This is a genomic window from Pseudomonas sp. B34(2017) (assembly GCF_002112915.1).
Taxonomy (GTDB): domain Bacteria; phylum Pseudomonadota; class Gammaproteobacteria; order Pseudomonadales; family Pseudomonadaceae; genus Aquipseudomonas; species Aquipseudomonas pharyngis.
Genome location: NZ_NEJA01000005.1, coordinates 619,062 through 637,500, shown reverse-complemented (window position 1 = coordinate 637,500; position 18,439 = coordinate 619,062). Strand labels below are relative to the sequence as shown.

Annotated in this window: 13 protein-coding genes and 2 rRNA genes; 5 read left to right on the top strand and 10 right to left on the bottom strand. The window is 60.7% G+C overall.

Annotation, left to right across the window (positions count from 1 at the left end; all coding sequences use genetic code 11):
- The first annotated feature begins 6 nt into the window (after nucleotides 1–6).
- Together rrf (CAF80_RS19385) and rrf (CAF80_RS19380) are read left to right on the top strand one after the other, a co-directional pair.
- Nucleotides 7–122, top strand: a 5S ribosomal RNA gene (rrf, locus tag CAF80_RS19385).
- Nucleotides 123–228: 106 nt separating this feature from the next.
- Nucleotides 229–344: ribosomal RNA gene (gene rrf / locus CAF80_RS19380) — 5S ribosomal RNA — on the top strand.
- Nucleotides 345–417: 73 nt separating this feature from the next.
- On the opposite strand, the gene CAF80_RS19375 is transcribed toward rrf (CAF80_RS19380), so the two are convergent.
- The 4 genes from CAF80_RS19375 to CAF80_RS19360 form a co-directional block, all read right to left on the bottom strand.
- Nucleotides 418–1,596, bottom strand: a complete 1,179-nt coding sequence (locus CAF80_RS19375; protein WP_085667617.1) for a PepSY domain-containing protein — start codon at nucleotides 1,594–1,596, stop codon at nucleotides 418–420.
- A gap of 76 nt (nucleotides 1,597–1,672) precedes the next feature.
- Nucleotides 1,673–4,174, bottom strand: coding sequence for a TonB-dependent siderophore receptor (locus tag CAF80_RS19370; RefSeq protein ID WP_085667618.1), 2,502 nt, complete (start codon nucleotides 4,172–4,174; stop codon nucleotides 1,673–1,675).
- A gap of 87 nt (nucleotides 4,175–4,261) precedes the next feature.
- Nucleotides 4,262–5,263 carry a FecR domain-containing protein gene (locus tag CAF80_RS19365; protein WP_039773054.1) on the bottom strand — a complete coding sequence of 334 codons (1,002 nt, stop codon included), beginning with the start codon at nucleotides 5,261–5,263 and terminating at the stop codon, nucleotides 4,262–4,264.
- A complete protein-coding gene (locus tag CAF80_RS19360; protein WP_039773052.1) occupies nucleotides 5,263–5,763 on the bottom strand; it encodes a sigma-70 family RNA polymerase sigma factor in 501 nt (166 codons plus the stop codon). Before CAF80_RS19360 ends, CAF80_RS19365 begins: the two co-directional genes overlap by 1 nt.
- A 311-nt stretch (nucleotides 5,764–6,074) precedes the next feature.
- Here CAF80_RS19360 and CAF80_RS19355 point away from each other — a divergent pair, with 311 nt between their 5' ends.
- A complete protein-coding gene (locus CAF80_RS19355) occupies nucleotides 6,075–7,955 on the top strand; it encodes a methyl-accepting chemotaxis protein (RefSeq protein ID WP_011331841.1) in 1,881 nt (626 codons plus the stop codon).
- Between the two features lie 57 nt (nucleotides 7,956–8,012).
- Here the strand turns inward: CAF80_RS19355 and CAF80_RS19350 are convergent, their stop codons facing one another.
- From CAF80_RS19350 to CAF80_RS19330, 5 genes are all read right to left on the bottom strand, one after another.
- Nucleotides 8,013–8,480, bottom strand: a complete 468-nt coding sequence (locus CAF80_RS19350) for an SRPBCC family protein (protein ID WP_039773050.1) — start codon at nucleotides 8,478–8,480, stop codon at nucleotides 8,013–8,015.
- 23 nt (nucleotides 8,481–8,503) lie between these two features.
- On the bottom strand, nucleotides 8,504–11,893 hold the full coding sequence (locus CAF80_RS19345; protein ID WP_085667619.1) for an amino acid adenylation domain-containing protein: 3,390 nt from the start codon (nucleotides 11,891–11,893) through the stop codon (nucleotides 8,504–8,506).
- Between the two features lie 13 nt (nucleotides 11,894–11,906).
- Complete coding sequence (locus tag CAF80_RS19340) at nucleotides 11,907–12,836, bottom strand: diiron oxygenase (RefSeq protein ID WP_039773046.1); 930 nt, start codon at nucleotides 12,834–12,836, stop codon at nucleotides 11,907–11,909.
- Complete coding sequence (locus tag CAF80_RS19335) at nucleotides 12,833–13,606, bottom strand: DUF3050 domain-containing protein (protein ID WP_074689335.1); 774 nt, start codon at nucleotides 13,604–13,606, stop codon at nucleotides 12,833–12,835. Before CAF80_RS19335 ends, CAF80_RS19340 begins: the two co-directional genes overlap by 4 nt.
- Nucleotides 13,607–14,360: 754 nt before the next feature.
- Nucleotides 14,361–15,071: a GntR family transcriptional regulator gene (locus tag CAF80_RS19330; RefSeq protein WP_039773042.1), complete on the bottom strand. Its 711-nt coding sequence runs from the start codon at nucleotides 15,069–15,071 to the stop codon at nucleotides 14,361–14,363.
- Nucleotides 15,072–15,264: 193 nt separating this feature from the next.
- Here CAF80_RS19330 and lapG point away from each other — a divergent pair, with 193 nt between their 5' ends.
- Complete coding sequence (lapG, locus tag CAF80_RS19325; protein WP_007960234.1) at nucleotides 15,265–15,957, top strand: cysteine protease LapG; 693 nt, start codon at nucleotides 15,265–15,267, stop codon at nucleotides 15,955–15,957.
- 14 nt (nucleotides 15,958–15,971) lie between these two features.
- Nucleotides 15,972–17,918, top strand: a complete 1,947-nt coding sequence (lapD, locus tag CAF80_RS19320; RefSeq protein WP_085667620.1) for a cyclic di-GMP receptor LapD — start codon at nucleotides 15,972–15,974, stop codon at nucleotides 17,916–17,918.
- A gap of 159 nt (nucleotides 17,919–18,077) precedes the next feature.
- Here the strand turns inward: lapD and CAF80_RS19315 are convergent, their stop codons facing one another.
- On the bottom strand, nucleotides 18,078–18,416 hold the full coding sequence (locus tag CAF80_RS19315; RefSeq protein ID WP_039773037.1) for a hypothetical protein: 339 nt from the start codon (nucleotides 18,414–18,416) through the stop codon (nucleotides 18,078–18,080).
- Nucleotides 18,417–18,439 lie beyond the last annotated feature (23 nt).

The window sequence follows — 18,439 nt, the reverse complement described above, 5'->3', positions numbered from 1 at the left end:
GAATTTCTTGACGACCATAGAGCGTTGGAACCACCTGATCCCATCCCGAACTCAGAAGTGAAACGATGCATCGCCGATGGTAGTGTGGGGTTTCCCCATGTGAGAGTAGGTCATCGTCAAGATTAAATTCCGAAACCCCAATTGCGAAAGCAGTTGGGGTTTTGTTTTAGTAGAAGTCACCGATTTTTGCCGGAACGTTACTGCGGTAACGGGCTGGTCACAGAATTTCTTGACGACCATAGAGCGTTGGAACCACCTGATCCCATCCCGAACTCAGAAGTGAAACGATGCATCGCCGATGGTAGTGTGGGGTTTCCCCATGTGAGAGTAGGTCATCGTCAAGATTGAATTCCGAAACCCCTGTCTGCTAATGCAGACAGGGGTTTTGTCGTTTCAGAGCCCATAAAAGTCTGATCTTCAAACAGCTCTGCGCGTCTTGCTGCTCCGACGAGCCTGCCATTTGCGCCACCAGATGTAGACGCCAGTCCCCGACAACCCCGCAATCAGAACACCCAATACTGCGATCATCACTTGTCCGGTGAAGCCTATGATCCGCCCCCCATGTATCGGCAACTGCAACCGATAAAACCGCTCTCCCAACGTCCCTTCTCCTGCGATCTCCTGCCCCAATAATCGTCCGTCAGTACCGTGGAAGAATAACCAGGATTTGCCGTGGGCCTCGGTGTCATGCTGTCCAAATCCCGCACCGTAAAAGTTATATTCAAAGCTGTAATACAACTCGCCGATCGCTGCTGTCAGCCCCAACCTTTTTCCCTCCTGCTGTGCCCTTTCGTACGCCTGTTGATAACTCAATCGGGTGATCCCCAGCTCTTCGGCTGGCATTCGCCCTCGGGCCTCATACACGCTCGGTTCAATCTGGGAAAACAACGACACCACCGGTTTGAAAACCTGGCTCGGCAGGTTCATCGCCACGCTGCTGGCGGCTATCGGCAGCAATAACAACCACAGCCACAAGCCCCCTGCCCGATGCAGATCGAAGTTGAGTCGATAGGCATGCCCGCCCTTGATCTTCCAGGCGCTCGACCACTTCTTCCAGAACGGTTTCCCCCGCGGCAATGTCAGCCAAAGGGCGATGAAGCAATCGATTACCCAGGCGATGGCCACCAACCCCATCAACAGCAAACCCCAGTTACCGGGGAGTGTCAGGTTGTAGTGAAACTCGAGAATGAACGGAACGAAGTTCTCACGCTGGAAACAGCACTCGCCCCAGTAACGCTGACCTTTTTGCTCGCCATTGACAGGGTCGAGGTAGAACACCTGATTGCGTTCTTTAAACGGTTCACCCGTCGCCGGATCATTGCGCGGTACCGCCGCCAGTAATGCCGTGTGGCCTGCCTCGTTCGGGTACTCCATGTACCAGACCTGCAACTTCGGATGGGCCGATTGCACCGCATCAACCAGCTCACCTGGCGGCAGACGCTCTCCCTCGGCCGACGCCGCGTAAAACTCCGGATTCAACCACTCATCCAGCTCATGGTTGAACGCCAGAATGCTCCCGGTAATCCCCGCCAGCAGCAGAAAAACCGCCGTGGCCAACCCGATATACCGGTGCAATAAAACCAGAAACGAACGCATGAAAATTTCCCCTACAGATACGACAAAGCCAGCCCCTGAAATCAGGGGCTGGCTTTTTTATGCACAAGACAAAGGCTTAGAACTGGTAACTGACCGTGGCGGCGACGTTGCGCTCTTCGCCCATGTAGCAGAAGTCCAGGCTGGCGCAGGAGGCCACGTAGGATTCGTTGGTCAGATTGTTCGCATTCAGGCGTACGTCGACACCCTTCAGACCAACCTTGCCGAGGTCATAGCCAATCGATGCGTCGAACAACGTGTAGGACGGCACCTTCATGGTGTTCTCTGCATCCGCCCAGCTATAGCCGACATAACGCACACCACCGCCCAGTCGCAGCCCGTCGAGTGCCGCGCTGTCGAACTTGTAGTCGGCCCACAGCGATGCCATGTGCCGCGGTGCCTGGGTTGGCGAGTTGCCTTTGTTCTCGATCACATTGGTCGGTGTGCTCAAGGTGCTGGTCATCGACTTCGAGTATTCAATGTCGGTGAAGGTATAGCTGCCGAGGACTTTCAGGTTGTCGGTCAACTGCATGTGCGCTTCCAGTTCCAGACCCTGAGAGCGAACAGCGCCTACAGCGCGATAGAAGTTTTCCTGCGGCAGTTTGGTCGCCAGGTTCTCCTGATCGATGCGGAACAGCGAGGCAGTGAACAGATTGTCGGTACCTGGCGGCTGATACTTCAGGCCCATTTCCCACTGCGTTCCATCGGTCGGTGCGAGAGGATTGCCGGCGCTGTCCGCGTAGGAGTTCGGGTTGAACGACTCGGAATAGCTGACGTACGGTGCGAGGCCGTTATCGAACAGATACAGCGCGCCGGCACGGCCGGTGAGCTTGGTGCGTCGATCATTGATCTCGGTGCCGACCGGACGGCCCGCTTCGGCGATGCGGTTTTCGTCGGAGGTTTCCACCCAGTCCTGGCGCAGCCCCAGCGAGAAGCGCCACTTGTCCATCTCGATCAGGTCTTGCAGGTAAACGCCGGTCTGCTCAAGACGGCGCAGGTAGCTGGTCTCGCCGTACGGTGTAATAGCGGAATTGCCGTACACCGGGTTGAACGCATTGATCGGCGCCAGGCCGCCGCTGGTCCAGTCGACCACGGTTTTGCGCCGCTGGTAATCCGCGCCCATCAGCACTGTGTGCTTGGTTGCGCCGGTGAAGAATTCGGCCTGGAGCATGTTATCGACGATGAACGCATGGAGGCGCTCGTCACCGCCGGTGTAGTAGCGATTCAGTTCGTTGCTGGTCGGCGACGTCCAGCCATAGGCGTACACCTGATCCATGTTCACTTTGGAGTCGAGGTAGCGGAAGTTCTGCCGCGCGGTGAAGACGTCGTTGAAGCGGTGTTCGAACTGGTAACCGAACGACTGCTGATCACGGGAGTAACCATCGATGCCCGGCTCTCCTTCGAAGAAGTGCGGCGAAATGCGATTGCCGTTGCGCTGATGAATCGTGCCGTCGGCCGGCACGCCACCGTGATAGCCGCCGTCCGGGTCATGCTGCAGATACGCTTGCAGCGTCAGCGACGTGTCCTCGCTGAAATCGATGCTGACGGTCGGCGCGAGGGCGAAGCGCTTTTCCTTGTTGTGGTCGAATTGCGTGTCGGACTGATCCGTCAATCCGATCAGACGATAGGCGATGCGCTTGTCGTCATCGACCGGTCCGCTGAAGTCAAAACCGACACCACGTTGGCCCTGAGTACCCACGGTGGCTTGTACCTGGTGATAGGCCTCGTACAGCGGCTTCTTGCTGGTCAGCGCCACCAGACCGCCCGGCGAGCTGCGGCCGTAGAGCACCGACGACGGGCCCTTCAGAATATCGACGCGCTCGAGGAAATACGGATCGACCTGCATCGTGCTGTAGGTGCCGCTGTCGCCCATCGACTTGAGGCCGTCGAGGTAGATGTTATCCACCGAACCGTCGTTGAAGCCGCGCATCGCCACATAGTCGTAACGGTGCGTCGCGCCGTAAGGGTTGGTCAGTACGCCGGGGGAGTAACGCATGGCTTGGGACACGGTTTGCGAGCCTTGGTCATCCATTTGCTCACGGGTGACTACTGACACACTTTGCGAGGTTTCCAGCAGCGCGGTACTGGTCTTGGTGGCGATCTGGCTGTGCGTCGCGTTGTAGCCGTCCATGCTGCCCAGTGCGTTGCCGAGGGCGAAGCCTTTGATGTCGGTGGTCGGCAGGGCCAGCGCTTCGGTTTCTGCGACCGAGCGCAACACATAGCTGCTGCCGTCCTGGCTGATCGCTTCCAGGCCCGCGCCGTCGAGCAAATGGCTCAAGGCCTGATCGGTCGAGTACTCGCCCTGCACACCCGGTGACTGCCGGCCCTGGGTTTGCTGCGGCGTCATCGACAACGTGATGCCCGCCTCACGCGCGAACTGGTTGAGCGCATCGCCCAGCGGTCCGGGGGCGATGTTGTAGCGGTGGCTGCTGACCTCGCTGGCATTGGCCGCCATGCTCAGGCTCGGCAGCACGCCAACGCCCAGTGCAGTAGAAAACAGCGCCGCCCGAACGGCGTGGCGCAACACTCCCGATTCGGCAGAGAAATTCAGAGGGTTCTTACAGGTAACGCGCGCAGTCATTGTAGGTTTCCGTAGGCAGTCGCGAAGGCTGAGTTGAAGTGCTTACTGACTAAGCCGGACTTGCCGCGAAAACCCGCCAAAATACTTTCAGGCCACAGACTCCAGCGTCACCCACCAACGGGTGCGGTAGCGCAATTGCACCGGCAGGGTCTGCGGCAGGATCGCCAGCAGCTTGTCGGTGTCCTCAAGACGGAACACGCCGGACAGACGCAAATCCGCAATATCCGACGCACAGCTCAGAAATCCCTGACGATACCGCCCGACTTCGCCGAGGAAGTCGCCCAGCCGCATGTTGCGGGTCACGATCAGCCCGTCGACCCAGGCACCGGCATCCATGTCCAACGGCGGCGCCGGGCGAATTTGATGGTGATCGATCAGATAGCTCTGACCGGCGATGGCCTCCGTCGAGTTGCCAGCGGAGTGAATCGCGACCCGGCCACTGGTGACGCTCAGGCGCGTGCAGTCATCTTCCTGGCGCAGAATGAATCGCGCCTTGAACGGCTCGTAACTGCCATGACGACTCTGCACCCGCAGCGGTCGGTCAATCGGCGCACCTTCATCGGCACCGCCACAGGTGACGATGATTTCGCCACGGGTCAGCTTGATCAGCCGTTGTTGCGCGGTGTAATCGAGATCCACGCTGCTGGCGGTGTTGAGTTCGATCCGCGTGCCGTCCGGCAGCTGGAAGCCACGGCGTTCGCCGGTAGCGGTGGCGTAGTCGGCGCTCCACTGTTGCCAGACGGACGTGTCTTTGGCCAGCCATCCCGCCGAGCCCATCAGCAGCGCGCCGGACAACAGCTTCAATGCCTGACGTCGCCCCAGCCCCTGCGCACTGTTTTCCAGCGTGTTGAATGCCACCTGCGCACCGGGCACGGCGCGCAGATTGTGGGTCAGTTCGGCTTGCAGAGACTGCACCCGTTGCCAGGCCAGTTCGTGATCATGGTGCTCGGCGCGCCATTGTTCGCACTGGCGATTCAGGCGCGGGTTGCCGTTGTTATTACGCAGGCGCAGGAGCCAGTGAATGGCCTGTCGGACGACTTGCTGCGGTGGCTCGGCGCGTCGGCCAAGCGAGAGGTTATCCACCGGCATCAGTTTTCGTACCGCAGCACGTAGCAGTGAAACAGGGCGTCGGCGACGTAGCGTTCTACCGAGCGCAGGGACAGGCCCATCTGCTCGGCGATCTGCTTGTGGGTCAAACCTTCGCACTGAGCCAGCAGAAACGCCTGACGCACTTTCGGCTTCAAGCCTTCAAGCATGCGGGCAATGCCTTCGAGCAGTTCGATCACCAAGGCGCGGGATTCAGCACTCGGGGTTTCGGCTTCAGGCAAATGGGCGATGGTTTCCAGATAGGCGCGTTCAATTTCCTCACGGCGCCAATGGTCGATCACCAAGCCCCGTGCAACCGTGCGCAGAAACGCGCGGGGTGCCTTGAGTTCCAGGCGCTCGGTGCGCTGCAACAGTCGAACGAAGGTGTCCTGGGCCAGATCCGCCGCATCGGCAGCATTGCCCAGCCGAGCGCGCAACCAGCCGTTGAGCCAGCCGTGATGACTCGTGTAAAGCGCCTGTACAGCCAACTCAGGTGAGGACATGAACGCGACAGCCCGAACGTCACAAATGATAATTAGTCGCATTGTCATCAAGGGTTACAGAATTTGCAACCGGCGCTGCAAAACGCTCATCAAAAAAGCAGAGGCGACCGCTCTAATACACCGTCCGGCGGGAATCTGGCAGAAATGCCATCCATTTCCTGCAAAGCCCTAAGTTTTCTCCAAAGCGTGCCGACAGACTGGTGAGACATGCGTGCACCAAAGTAGAGCAGCCGTCAGAACGCTGCCTGCGCTGTACATGGAATGTTGCATCCGGAACGCATCCCCACTTTTCGCATAAGAAGTCCCATGAAATGAATCTCAAGTTCAGCCATAAAATCCTGCTGGCCGCCTCGGGCGTCGTGGTCCTGGCGTTCGCGCTGTTCACTTTGTACAACGACTATCTGCAGCGAAACACCATTCGCCAGAACCTCCAGTCCTCGGTCCAGCAGGCCGGTGACTTGACCGCCAGCAGTGTGCAGAACTGGATGAGCGGGCGGATTCTGGTACTGGAAAACCTCGCGCAGAACGTTGCTCATCAAGGCAAGAATGCAGACTTCCCCGGCCTGGTCGATCAACCGGCCTTCACCTCGAACTTCCAGTTCACCTACGTCGGCCAGGCCAACGGTGTGTTCACCCAGCGCCCTGACGCGAAGATGCCGGACGGCTACGACCCGCGTCAGCGCCCCTGGTACAAGCAGGCCGTGGCCGCTGACCAGACCATGCTGACCCCGCCATACATGGCCGCCGTTGGCGGTCTGGTGGTGACCATCGCCATGCCGGTGAAAAAGAACGGCGAGCTGCTTGGCGTAGTGGGCGGTGACCTGAGCCTGGAAACCCTGGTGAAGATCATCAACTCGGTGGACTTCGGCGGTCTGGGCCACGCGTTCCTGGTCAGCGGTGACGGTCAGGTGATCGTCAGCCCGGACAAAGACCAGGTGATGAAGAACCTCAAGGACATCTACCCGAACGCTGGAGTGCGCATTGAGAAGGGCAACCAGAACGTGGTGCTCAACGGCCAGGAACGCATCCTTTCGTTCACTCCGGTCGCCGGTCTGCCGAATGCCGAGTGGTACATCGGTCTGTCGATCGATCGCGACAAGGCCTACGCCGCACTCAGCCAGTTCCGTACTTCGGCAGTGATCGCGATGTTCGTCGCGGTGGGCGCGATTGCAGTCTTCCTGAGTCTGCTTATCACCGTGCTGATGCGTCCGCTGATCACCATGGGCCGCGCGATGCAGGACATCGCTCAGGGTGAGGGCGACCTGACCCGTCGTCTGGTAGTGGAAAGCAAGGACGAGTTCGGCGAGCTGGGCAGTTCGTTCAACCAGTTCGTGGAGCGGATTCACGCTTCCATTTCCGAAGTGTCTTCCGCGACTCGCCACGTACACGACCTGTCGCAACGGGTGATGGCATCGTCCAACGCCTCGATCATCGGTTCCGACGAGCAAAGCGCGCGCACCAACAGCGTGGCCGCCGCGATCAATCAACTGGGTGCCGCCACTCAGGAAATCGCCCGCAACGCCGCCGACGCTTCGCAACACGCCAGCGGCGCGAGCGAGCAGGCCGATGACGGTCGTCAGGTGGTCGAGCAGACGATTCAGGCCATGACCGAGCTGTCGCAGAAGATCAGCCTGTCGTGCACCCAGATCGAAACCCTGAACGCGAGCACCGACAACATCGGCCACATTCTCGATGTGATCAAAGGCATCTCCCAGCAGACCAACCTGCTGGCGCTCAACGCGGCCATCGAAGCGGCCCGTGCCGGTGAAGCCGGACGCGGTTTTGCGGTGGTGGCGGACGAAGTGCGTAACCTCGCTCACCGCACCCAGGAGTCGGCGGAAGAGATCCACAAGATGATCACTTCGCTGCAGGTCGGCTCCCGCGAAGCGGTGACCACCATGAACGCCAGTCAGGCGTCCAGCGAGGAGACCGTTGAAGTGGCGAACCAGGCCGGTCTGCGCCTGGTCAGCGTGACCCAGCGCATCGGCGAAATCGACGGCATGAACCAGTCGGTGGCCGCCGCTACCGAGGAGCAGACTGCCGTGGTGGAAACCCTCAACGTCGACGTCAACCAGATCAACCTGCTGAACCAGCAGAGCGTGGCCAACCTCAATGAAACGTTGAAGGATTGCGATGCGTTGTCGCAGCAGGCCAACCGTTTGAAACAGCTGGTCGACAGCTTCAAGATCTGATCGCTTGCGGTAAAAAACAGCCCGCTGCGGAGTGATCCGCAGCGGGCTTTTTCATGCCTACACAAACAGCTTCAGCACATTGCCCATCGCGTCATCGGCAAACCCCTGCACGAAATCCTTGAACCCCGGCAGCGCCTCGGGCCCACCGCTGGCCGGCTCGGCAATGATCGTCCAGGTCGCCCGCGACTTGCCCGCGCCCAGCGACTCCACATTCATCGCCGCCCACAGGTTGGCCACGCCCAGGGTGTTGTAGATGGTGGTCCAGGTCATGCTCAGCGCCTGGTCGTCCCGGGAGTTGAGTTGCTCGACCACGATGTTGCCATCCTTGAAGAACTTCTTGCGCAGCGACGACACGCCTTCGCCGGTCATTTCAATGTGCGACAGCGCCGGAATGAAACGGTCGAAACCGTCGAATTTACCGACCACTGCCCACACTTGCCTGGCGTCCACCGGTACTTCCACCGAAGACACGACGTGGCAGCCGTGAGGGTTTTTGATCAGGGTGTCGGGTTGAAGATTGCTCATGGTGTTGCTCCTTGGTTGATGAGTCAGATGAAGTTGATTTCTTTCAGGTAGTCGCAGCCGCGACGCAGCAGCGCCGGGGATTTTTCCGGGTAGTGCGCGCCCATCTGCTGCACGCCGGCCTGGGCGTTGGCGTGGCCGATCAGGGAGATGTCGCCGATGTCTTCCTCGAAGCCGTTGAGGTAAAAACCGAGCACGCCGAACAGCGCGTTGTCGGCATCGACCCGGTCCAGTTGTTGTTGCCAGTCGGCGACGCTGACCAGCGAAAACTCGCTGCCGGTTTCGCGGAACGACGCGACGTAGGCATCCCAGCTCAGAGGCTCCGGGTTGTGCAGGTTGAACACCGCCCGTTCGGCCGAATAACGGCTGGCGTGGAAGGCGATGAAACGGGCAAGAAAGTCCACCGGCATCAGGTCGAAATTCAGCGCGAAGGCCGGCACCTGACCCAGCTGGATCGAGCCCTTGAGCATCAGCATCAAACGGTTCTTGTGCGGCTGGCACACGCCGCTGAGGCTGTTGAAACTGATGTTGCCGGGCCGATACAGATTGACCCCCACCCCACGCTCCCGGGCCCGTTCGAGGATGCGCTCGCCGACCCATTTCGACAGGTTGTAGCCGTTGCGGATGTAGATCGGCGGCGTCGGTGCGGCGGGCAGTTCCAGCACCCGGCCTGCGTCGTCGACGGTGCTGGAGGCCGACAGCGTCGAGACGAAATTGAACACCTTTTTGCTGCGCCCTTCGCACAGCCGCAGCAGTTCGAAAATCGGCTCGACGTTGTCCGCCGCCAGCGACTCGTAGTCGAGTACGTGATTGACGTTGGCAGCGTTGTGCACCAGCGCGCCGAATTCACGATCCAGCCGCTCGAAATCGTCATCGGCCAAGCCCAGTTGCGGCCGGCTGATGTCCGCCGAATAGACCCGCACCCGGCTCAGGTCCAGATGCTCCAGCCGGTTCTCTCGCAGCGCTTGGGCAAAGCGCTGCGCCGCGGTTTGCCCGCCGCCGTCGCGCACCAGGCACGCCACCTCGCTGGCGCCCCATCCCAGCAGCGCCTCGACGATATGCACGCCGACAAAACTGTTGGCGCCGGTGACGATCACCTTGTGCACATCGCCCATGCGGCTGATCGGCAGCGGCTCGATGTCCAGCGCTCGCTCGGCGTCGGCCATTGCCTGGGCGCTGAGCACCGCGCTGTCGTCGGTGCCGCGCACCAGCGTGGCGAGCTTGGCGATGGTCGGCAGTTCGATGAAGCGGTTGATCGAAATGCTGCGGCCGAATTCCTCCCGCAGACGCAGGAGCATGCGTGACAGCAGAATCGAGTGACCGCCGAGATTGAAGAAGCTTTCGTCGGTGGAAATGTCGCTGGTCGGCAGCTCCAGCAACTCGCCCCAGATCTCCAACAGCAGCGCTTCTTCGGCGTTGGCCGGCAGGCATTTCGGGCCGCTGTCCTGCACGCTGACCGGCAACTCCAGCAAGGCTTTTCGGTCGACTTTGCCGTTGGCGGCGAACGGCATGTTCGGCAGTTCCGTCCACGCCACCGGTTGCATGTAGTCAGGCAAAAACTGCTGCGCGTGAGCTTTCAACGACTCGCGCGCGGCATCCGATTGCGGCTGGGCAAGGAACGCCAGAATCCGTCGCTGACTGTCGATCACCACGGCGATCTGCCGATACAGCTGACTCTCGCGCAGGCACCGTTCGATCTCTTCCGGCTCGACCCGGAAGCCGCGAATCTTCACCTGATTGTCGCGGCGTCCGCACAGCTCGATGCCATCCTCGCCCCACTTGGCCATGTCGCCGCTGCGGTAGGCGCGCAGACGTTGGCCGTCCGGCAACTCCAAGTCCAGATAGCGCTCCGCCGTCTGCTGTGGATTGTTCAGGTAACCCAGGCATACGCCGGGGCCGACGATGAACAATTCGCCCACCGTTTGCTCCGGCACCGGTTGCAGATCGTCATCGAGGATCAGCACCTGACTGTTGGCAATCGGCCCGCCGAGGGTGCGATTGCTGTCCCCCGGTTGCAGTTGCCGCGCGGTGATCAGCACCGTGGCTTCGGTCGGACCGTAGAGGTTATGCAGCTTGCCCTGGCGCGTCAGTTGCTCGATCACGAACGGCTCGCAGACGTCGCCGCCGGTCATGATCTGCCCGACGTTTTGCAGTTGCTCCAGCGGCAGGATGCTCAACAGCGCCGGCGGCAGGAACGCGTGGGTTAGTTGCCGACGGCGGATCAGCGCCACCAGTTGCAGCGGATCACGCCGCTGGTTGTCATCGGGCACCACCAGTTCCGCGCCTTCGAGCAGGGTCGGGAAGATGTCGATCAGCGACGAGTCAAAACTCAGCGACGAGAACTGCAGCACCCGGCTCTCGGCCCGCAACTGCACATAGCTGGCGTACCACGCGGTGAAGTGGGCAAGGTTTGCCTGACTCAGCAGCACACCCTTCGGATGCCCGGTGGTGCCTGAGGTGTAGAGCGCCATGCACGGCGCGCCGAGCTCGATCCGGTGACGAACCAACGGTTGCGACAGATCGACGTCAGTGCGGTCGATGCGGCAGACATCCAGCCCCGGCATCGAAGCGCTCAGCGGGTGTTCGCCGTCGTGCAGCAACAGCACCGCCCCGGCGTTTTCCAGAATGTACTGCTGGCGCTGAAGCGGATGGCTCGGCTCCAGCGGCAGGTACACCGCACCGCTGCCGAGAATCGCCAGGATCGAAGCAAACAGCGCATCGCATTTCGGCAGACAAATCCCCACCACCCACGGTTGCTGCTGTGTCTCCAGCATTGTCAGCAACCGTTGCTGGATTGCACGGCTGTGATCATGCAACTGGCGATAGCTGATCGACTGCTCGGCGAGGTGCAGCGCCGGGCGCTCCGCGTGTTCGATCAGACTCTGTTGCAGCCGCTCGATCACCGGGATTTGCGCCTGTTGCAGCAAGGCCGGATGGGCCGTGGCATTGAGGCGATGGATGTAAGCCAGGCTGTCGAGGAACAGCAGGTTTTCCACCAGCTCGAAGTCCGGCGCACGGGCCGCTGTCGCGTGCTGGAAATACTCGGCATCGCGGGAAAAACGGCTGACCAGCAGCGCCACTTCGTCCACCACTTGCGCCAGTGTTCGCTGGCGCAGGGCCTGCCCATTGCCGGACGGTTCGTCGGCGATGGGCACGCGGCTCAGCAGCGTCGAGTTGCAGAGGCATAGCAGATCGAGCACCGGCAATCCGCCGATGCCCGTTGCACCAATGCCCAGGCGCAAGTTCAGCTGCGCTGTCGTGCCGTAATCCTGTGGCGCAAGACTGCCGTCATCGATCACCAGATCCACCGACGGAGCAACCTCCGTCAGCAACGAATGACCGTGTTGTTCGAGCTCCTGCGTCAGGTCGGTCAAGGCCTGACTACGGCCCCTCAGCAAAATGTCGAGACGTCTCATGTCAGCCTCCTTGTCAAACCAGGTAGTCGCGCAGGGCGTGCTGCACGCACGGTGTGTCGAGCAGCGAACTGTTGTGGAAAAACCGCACGATGTTGCCCACCAGCGGGTGGTGGCGATTGATCGGGAAGGCCAGCCCGGCCATCTCGTCTTTCAGTGCGCGGCGGGTGGCATCGTTGACCGGCAGGGCGTCGATCAGGCGCAGGTCGAAGGCCTTCTGGATGTCGTTGGTCAGGTAATGGCCGATGAACACCGGCAGGATCTGCGCGATGCAGTCGCGATCCGCATCACTCGCGGTGTGCCAGTAGATGCGCACCATCCGCGCCCAGAAACTCGAGTGCCGGCCCTCGTCGAGCAAGTGGTCGGCCATCAGGCCCTTGATCGACGGCTTGACCGTGTCGTCCCGGGCGAACGCCGCGACATCGCCAGTCACGGTGTTTTCGGCGATGGCCACGCAGATCAGCTCCACGGCGCTGCGCAAGTGTTGCGGGGCCAGTTCGACCGCGGCCGGAATCGCCCGGCTCAGTTCGATTTCATTCGGCAGCTCGATCGGCTCGATGCCGGTCATGGCCACGGTCTGCTGCATGAAATCCATCGCCACCAGCGCGTGGTAATCCTCGTCCACCACCACGGTCATGGCGTCGTAGCGACAGGCGAACGGGAAGGCCACGGCGAAGCGGTTCTTGGCGATGCTGCGGGCGGTCTTGTCGACGATCTCGGTTTCAAAAATCACCACGTCGTTGATGAATTTGTACAGCGTCTGCACCAGGGCGAAATCACGCTGCTGCGGGCATTCGCGCAGGAAGGTTTCGCTGAGCACCAATGGCTGGCGGCTGAGCGGATAGATCAGTCGCGCGTCGTCCTCCAGCACGCGGCGTGGCCGGGTGCGGATGGTCGCGCGGCTTTCCCAGGCGTCGGCGAAAGACTGGTAGTCGGCGGCGTTCATTGGGCCACCTCCGCCAACGGTTCGCGCATGCTCAGGCGCAGGCCGTCCCACAGAGCGATGCGGCTTTCCACGGCGGCGATGGCGCTGGCGTAGACCTCCGCTTCGCGCTGCGGATCGCCGTCCACCAGTCGATCCAGCAGTTGTTCTGCGGCGGGGCCGTGGTCTTCGGAGTCGACTTCGATGTGTCGCTCCAGGTAGTAACGGAAGGTCGGCGCCTGCTCGACGCCGATGCCCCAGGCATCGAGCATGCGCTGGAACATGGTCGGGATGACGCTCTCGCGACCGTGCAGGAAGGCGGCGGCAACGCTGTGACCGGGTGCATGCAGTGCGGTGTGCAAAGTGTCGCGGACGAACCGCGCAGCGGCCGGATCGACCTCGACGCTTTGCAGGGCGACGTCGTAACTCACGCCTTCCTGTTGCAGCGTCACGAAGCGCTCCACCGCTGTCGTGTCCGCACCGACTTCGCGCATCGCATCGAGGTACAGTTCGAAGTGACTGTAATGCCCGTGTGACAGCCGATCGTCCGATTCTTCCCCGAGCACGATTTCGTTGATCAGTCTTGCTGCGTGCGGATCTCGTGGCGGTAACCACGGCAGGCGAGTGCAAGTCAGTTCCTGCTGCAGGCGTTTGGTCAGCGACATGAAGTCCCAGACAGCAAATACATGGGACTCCATGAACCGGCGCAATGTCGCCAAAGAATCGATCTCGGAGAAGATCGGATGAATGCTGAGTTCGGCTTTCTTCAGTATAAGTTGCTCTTTAGTTGGCATGGTTGCGAGACTCTGGTTAATAGGGAATAAGGATTGCTCAATTAATCGCTAACAACGTTGAGCAAGTTTCTCCAGGCGAACGACAGCCTCATTCGGTTTCGATGAAAACAGGCAATGTCTGAAGGGCCCGGGACAGCAGCGGACGGATAAACCGCTGCGAACCTGGCCGTAGCGCAAGGTTGTGCCGGGTTGGTGATTTCGGATCCAAACTCGGCGAAGAAAAACTAATACATCGCAAAACAACTTAACAAGTTTATTTTTAATTATTTTTAGTTGGCTGTTTTTGAAGTATGAGTGGGGCTGATAAAACTTATAAGTTAAGTTTTATTTGGGCGTAGTTGCTCCTTTCGGCGTTTAATGGCCAAAATTGAACGACAAGAGTGAATGCCTCACTCGAAGCAACTTTCAAATTAAGTAATCGAATTGATATGAGGGGATGAAGTCGGGCTGTGAGAGCGCCGTTTCTTCCTGTTCCCGTGACAAGGCTCCTTCCGTAGGTTCCTGGTGCGGGGACTGCTGCCGGGGCGGCGCGTCCCCGTTCTATATTGGGTTGGCGATTCAAGGGTGCGCGTAAATCGGCGCCGCGGCTATCGTCGAAAATGACTTCCTTGCGGTGCAAATTCCGGGCTGTTCAAAGCAGAAGGGAGGTTAGAGCGCAGGCGTCGATGTGCCACGGCAAATGACCGTGACGGGTGGGGGGATTTGTAAGCGGGTTATTCGCCGGGTGAGTGGAGGCTCACCCGGGAGGGAGGATTCAGTGCGCCGCTTTGCGGCTTTGGCCGGCGGAGCTGGCGAGGTAACGGGTGATGACCTCGACACCGCGGTTGAGGTGCTGCTCCAGCAGTGTCACGGCGTGCGCGGTGTCACGCTCTTTCACCGCCTGCAACAGCGCGCGGTGATCGTCCTGGGAGATTTTGCCCAGGCCCATGGCCTCGAGGTTGAAGCGCAGGAAGCGCTCTTCTTCGTTCAAGCCGTCTTCCACCAGCCGCAACAGTCGGCCATTGGGCGCCTTGCCGTAAAGCGCCATGTGAAACAGACGGTTGAGCCGACCGATTTCGGTGTAGTCGTGTTCGTTTTCCAGTTCTTCGATGAAACCGGCCGCGCGTTCGTGGTCGACCGGGGTCAGCAGCGGGATCGACTGGCGCAGTGCTTCGGACTCCAGCAGAATGCGCAGCTCATAGGTTTCCGTTGCGTCACCCTGGATCAGCGGCGCCACCACGGCGCCCTTGTGGGCAGTGACGTTCAGCAGGCCCTGGGCCTCGAGCTGGCGCAAGGCTTCGCGCACCGGCATGCGGCTGACACCGAACAGGTCGGCCAGATCCTGCTGGCGCACGGCGGTGCCGCAGGGCAGGCGCCCGTCGAGAATGGCGGCGCGCAGGGTTTCTTCGATGACCGAGCGCGCCAGATGCGCGGGAATCGGGCCGTCGACTTTGATGCTGTGGAGTGGCTTGGGCTTTTGGGTCACAACTGCACACCCTATGACTGCGGATTTGGATCCAAAGGACACTAGTGATTGCTCTACAGGTTGTCAAACCGTGTAGAAGAACCCTGTCACATCTGAAGTTTAGCGCGGCAGCGATGATCTCATGGTGCCATTGTTTTTTGCTGGGCTAACCTTCACCATCAAGCGCTTTCCTCTCTGCCCTGGATGCCTTGCATTGGCGGTACGTTTCGCAATCCCACGGATTGCGCGCTGGCTTGCCTGCGCGCTGCTGCTGGCCGGCATCATGCTGGGCGGTCTGCATGCCGATTGGGATTTTTCCGCGATCAGCCGCAAGGCCACGGCACTGTACGGGCCATTGGGCGCCGGGCAACAGCGGATCGATGCCTGGCAGAATCTGCTGGCCACGCAGAAGCAGGTCAGCGAGATGGAAAAGCTCAAAGTGGTGAACCTGTTTTTCAACAAACAGATGCGCTACGTCGAAGACATCGATCTGTGGCACGAGGTCGACTATTGGGAAACCCCCATCGAAGCCTTGTGGAAAGGCGCCGGCGACTGCGAAGACTATGCGATCGCCAAGTATTTCAGCCTGCGCCACCTCGGTGTGGCCAGTGACAAGTTGCGCATCACCTACGTCAAGGCCCTGCGCCAGAACCGCGCGCACATGGTCCTGACTTACTATTCCAGCCCTGACGCCATGCCGCTGGTGCTCGACAGCCTGATCGACCCGATCAAGCCGGCCGCCGAGCGAACCGATTTGCTGCCGGTCTACTCTTTCAATGCCGAAGGGCTGTACCTGCCGGGCGCCAAGGGCAACAAGAAGGTCGGTGACACCAAACGCCTGTCACGCTGGCAGGATGTGTTGAAGAAAATGCAGGCCGAAGGATTTCCGGTCGAGACGACTAACTAGGAGCACGCGCTCAGATGTCTTTGTTCAAACAGCTGTTGATCGCTATCTGTCTGTTCCTGGTGGTTGCCTTCACCGGCAGCTTCATGGTCAGTCTGGAGAGCTCGCGCACCCAGTACGTCAACCAGTTGCGCTCCCACGCCCAGGATGCGGCCACGGCGCTGGCGCTGTCGTTGACGCCGAACATCGATGACCCGGCGATGGTCGAGTTGCTGGTCAGCTCGATCTTCGACAGCGGTTATTACTCGAGCATCCGCGTGGTCGATCTGAAGACCGACCAGACCATTGTCGAGCGCAACGGAATTCCGGCGGTCACCAACGTGCCGGACTGGTTCGTCAGACTGATCGGCCTGGAACCGGCCGGTGGCGATGCGCTGGTCAGCCGTGGCTGGGAGCAGGCGGCGCGGGTCGAGGTGGTCAGCCACCCGATGTTCGCCCTGGCCAAGCTCTGGCAGAGCGCGCTCGGCAGCCTTGGCTGGTTGCTGGTCTGCGGGGCGGTGAGTGCGGTGCTGGGTGCGCTGTTGCTGCGCCGGCAACTGAAGCCGTTGGATTACATGGTCAAGCAATCCCACGCCATCGCCCGTCGTGAGTTCCTGAGTCTGCCGGATCTGCCGCGCACGCCTGAATTGCGCCGCGTGGTGCTGGCGATGAACCAGATGGTCGAGAAGCTCAAGGCGCTGTTCCAGGAGCAGGCCGAACGCAGTGAAAAACTGCGCACCGAGTCCTATCAGGACAACCTCACGGGGCTGGCCAACCGGCGTTATTTCGAGATGCAGCTGAATGCGCGGGTGAGCAACCCGGAGCAGGCCAGTTCCGGTTATCTGCTGCTGTTGCGGGTCAAGGATCTGGCCGGTCTCAACCAGCGCCTCGGCGGTCAGCGCACCGATGAATTGTTGAAAGCGGTCGGCGAGCAACTGTCCCGCGAGTGCGCCAAATACCCGGAAACCCAGAACCTCGTCACCCGGATTCGCGGCGGTGAATTCGCCGTGCTGGCGCCGGGGTTGACCCGTGAAGAAGCGCTGCAACTGGCGCAGAGCCTCGACAGTGCGTTGAGCAGCCTGCACGCGACAGGCGCCACCGACGTGCCCGCCGTGGCTTCTATCGGCCTGGCACCGTTCGCTCACGGCGATTCGCCGCAAGCGGTCCTCAGCCTCGGCGATCAGGCGCTGGCCCAGGCCGAAGGGCAGGGCGAGCAGAACTGGGCGTGCCTCGATCAGAGCCTGGTGGCGGAGGTCGGCGACGATCACCACGCCTGGCACCGTTTGCTCGATCAGGCGTTGAATCAGCGGCGTTTCGAGCTGTTCTTCCAGCCGGTAGTGGCGGCGCAGGACACGCAACTGGTGCTGCATTACAAAGTGCTGTCGCGCTTGCTCGACGAGCAGGGCCAGACCATTCCAGCCGGACGCTTCCTGCCGTGGCTGGAGCGCTTCGGCTGGACCGCACGGCTGGACCGGTTGATGCTCGAGCAGGTGCTGGAGCAGATGGCCGGCCATGAAGAATCGCTGGCGCTGAACCTGTCATCGGCGACCCTCGCCGATCCGCAGGCGTTGAACAAAGTGTTCGAGATTCTGCGGGCGCATTCCAACCTCGGTGCGCGCCTGACCCTGGAAATCGGCGAGGAACAATTGCCGGAGCAAGCGGTGCTGGAACAATTGACCCGGCGCCTGCGTGAACTCGGTTTCTCCCTGAGCCTGCAGCGCTTCGGCGGACGCTTCAGCATGATCGGCAACCTGGCGCGGCTGGGGCTGGCGTACCTGAAGATCGATGGCAGCTACATCCGGGCGATCGATCAGGAAAGCGACAAGCGTCTGTTCATCGAGGCGATCCAGCGTGCGGCGCACAGCATCGATCTGCCGCTGATTGCCGAGCGGGTCGAGACGCAAGGGGAATTGTCGGTGATTCGCGAGATGGGGTTGTATGGGGTTCAGGGGCAACTGTTCGGTGAGCCAAAACCCTGGGGCTGACTGATCGTTCCCACGCTCTGCGTGGGAATGCACAAAGGGACGCTCTGCGTTCCAGTCACACCGTCGGTGTCGCGTCAGACACCGTTGTGACGCGGAGCGTCATGGGCGGCATTCCCACGCAGAGCGTGGGAACGATCAAACTTCATCGAAGATCCTGGATTAGATCAACCCGCCCTCATCCTCATCAATCAACTGACTCAACCCGCCCAGCGCTTCCCGAGCCTGGGTCCGGTCCATCAACTTGGCCTGGGCCGCCGGCGGCAGGTCGGTGACGCGGATCACGCCTTTCTGGGTCAGCACCTGAATCAGGTCGTCGAGTACCCGGATCATTTCCAGGTCGCTCTGCTTGAGCTGTTTGAGGCTGTTCTCCACGGCTTCGTTGGCGTACCAGGCCTGGATTTCGTGGTGGTCGGCCGGCAGCGTTTCCGTGGCCTCGGCGTAGGCCGCAGCTTCCACGCGAATCAACTGACCCTGCGCATCGCGTTGCACGTAAAACATTGAGCATCCCTCGGAAATGGACC

What these genes read in the sequence shown, in the direction of transcription:
- CAF80_RS19375 (WP_085667617.1), bottom strand. Translation starts at nt 1,596, where the DNA reads ATGCGTTCGTTTCTGGTTTTATTGCACCGGTATATCGGGTTGGCCACG.
- CAF80_RS19370 (WP_085667618.1), bottom strand. Translation starts at nt 4,174, where the DNA reads ATGACTGCGCGCGTTACCTGTAAGAACCCTCTGAATTTCTCTGCCGAA.
- CAF80_RS19365 (WP_039773054.1), bottom strand. Translation starts at nt 5,263, where the DNA reads ATGCCGGTGGATAACCTCTCGCTTGGCCGACGCGCCGAGCCACCGCAG.
- CAF80_RS19360 (WP_039773052.1), bottom strand. Translation starts at nt 5,763, where the DNA reads ATGTCCTCACCTGAGTTGGCTGTACAGGCGCTTTACACGAGTCATCAC.
- CAF80_RS19355 (WP_011331841.1), top strand. Translation starts at nt 6,075, where the DNA reads ATGAATCTCAAGTTCAGCCATAAAATCCTGCTGGCCGCCTCGGGCGTC.
- CAF80_RS19350 (WP_039773050.1), bottom strand. Translation starts at nt 8,480, where the DNA reads ATGAGCAATCTTCAACCCGACACCCTGATCAAAAACCCTCACGGCTGC.
- CAF80_RS19345 (WP_085667619.1), bottom strand. Translation starts at nt 11,893, where the DNA reads ATGAGACGTCTCGACATTTTGCTGAGGGGCCGTAGTCAGGCCTTGACC.
- CAF80_RS19340 (WP_039773046.1), bottom strand. Translation starts at nt 12,836, where the DNA reads ATGAACGCCGCCGACTACCAGTCTTTCGCCGACGCCTGGGAAAGCCGC.
- CAF80_RS19335 (WP_074689335.1), bottom strand. Translation starts at nt 13,606, where the DNA reads ATGCCAACTAAAGAGCAACTTATACTGAAGAAAGCCGAACTCAGCATT.
- lapD (WP_085667620.1), top strand. Translation starts at nt 15,972, where the DNA reads ATGTCTTTGTTCAAACAGCTGTTGATCGCTATCTGTCTGTTCCTGGTG.
- CAF80_RS19315 (WP_039773037.1), bottom strand. Translation starts at nt 18,416, where the DNA reads ATGTTTTACGTGCAACGCGATGCGCAGGGTCAGTTGATTCGCGTGGAA.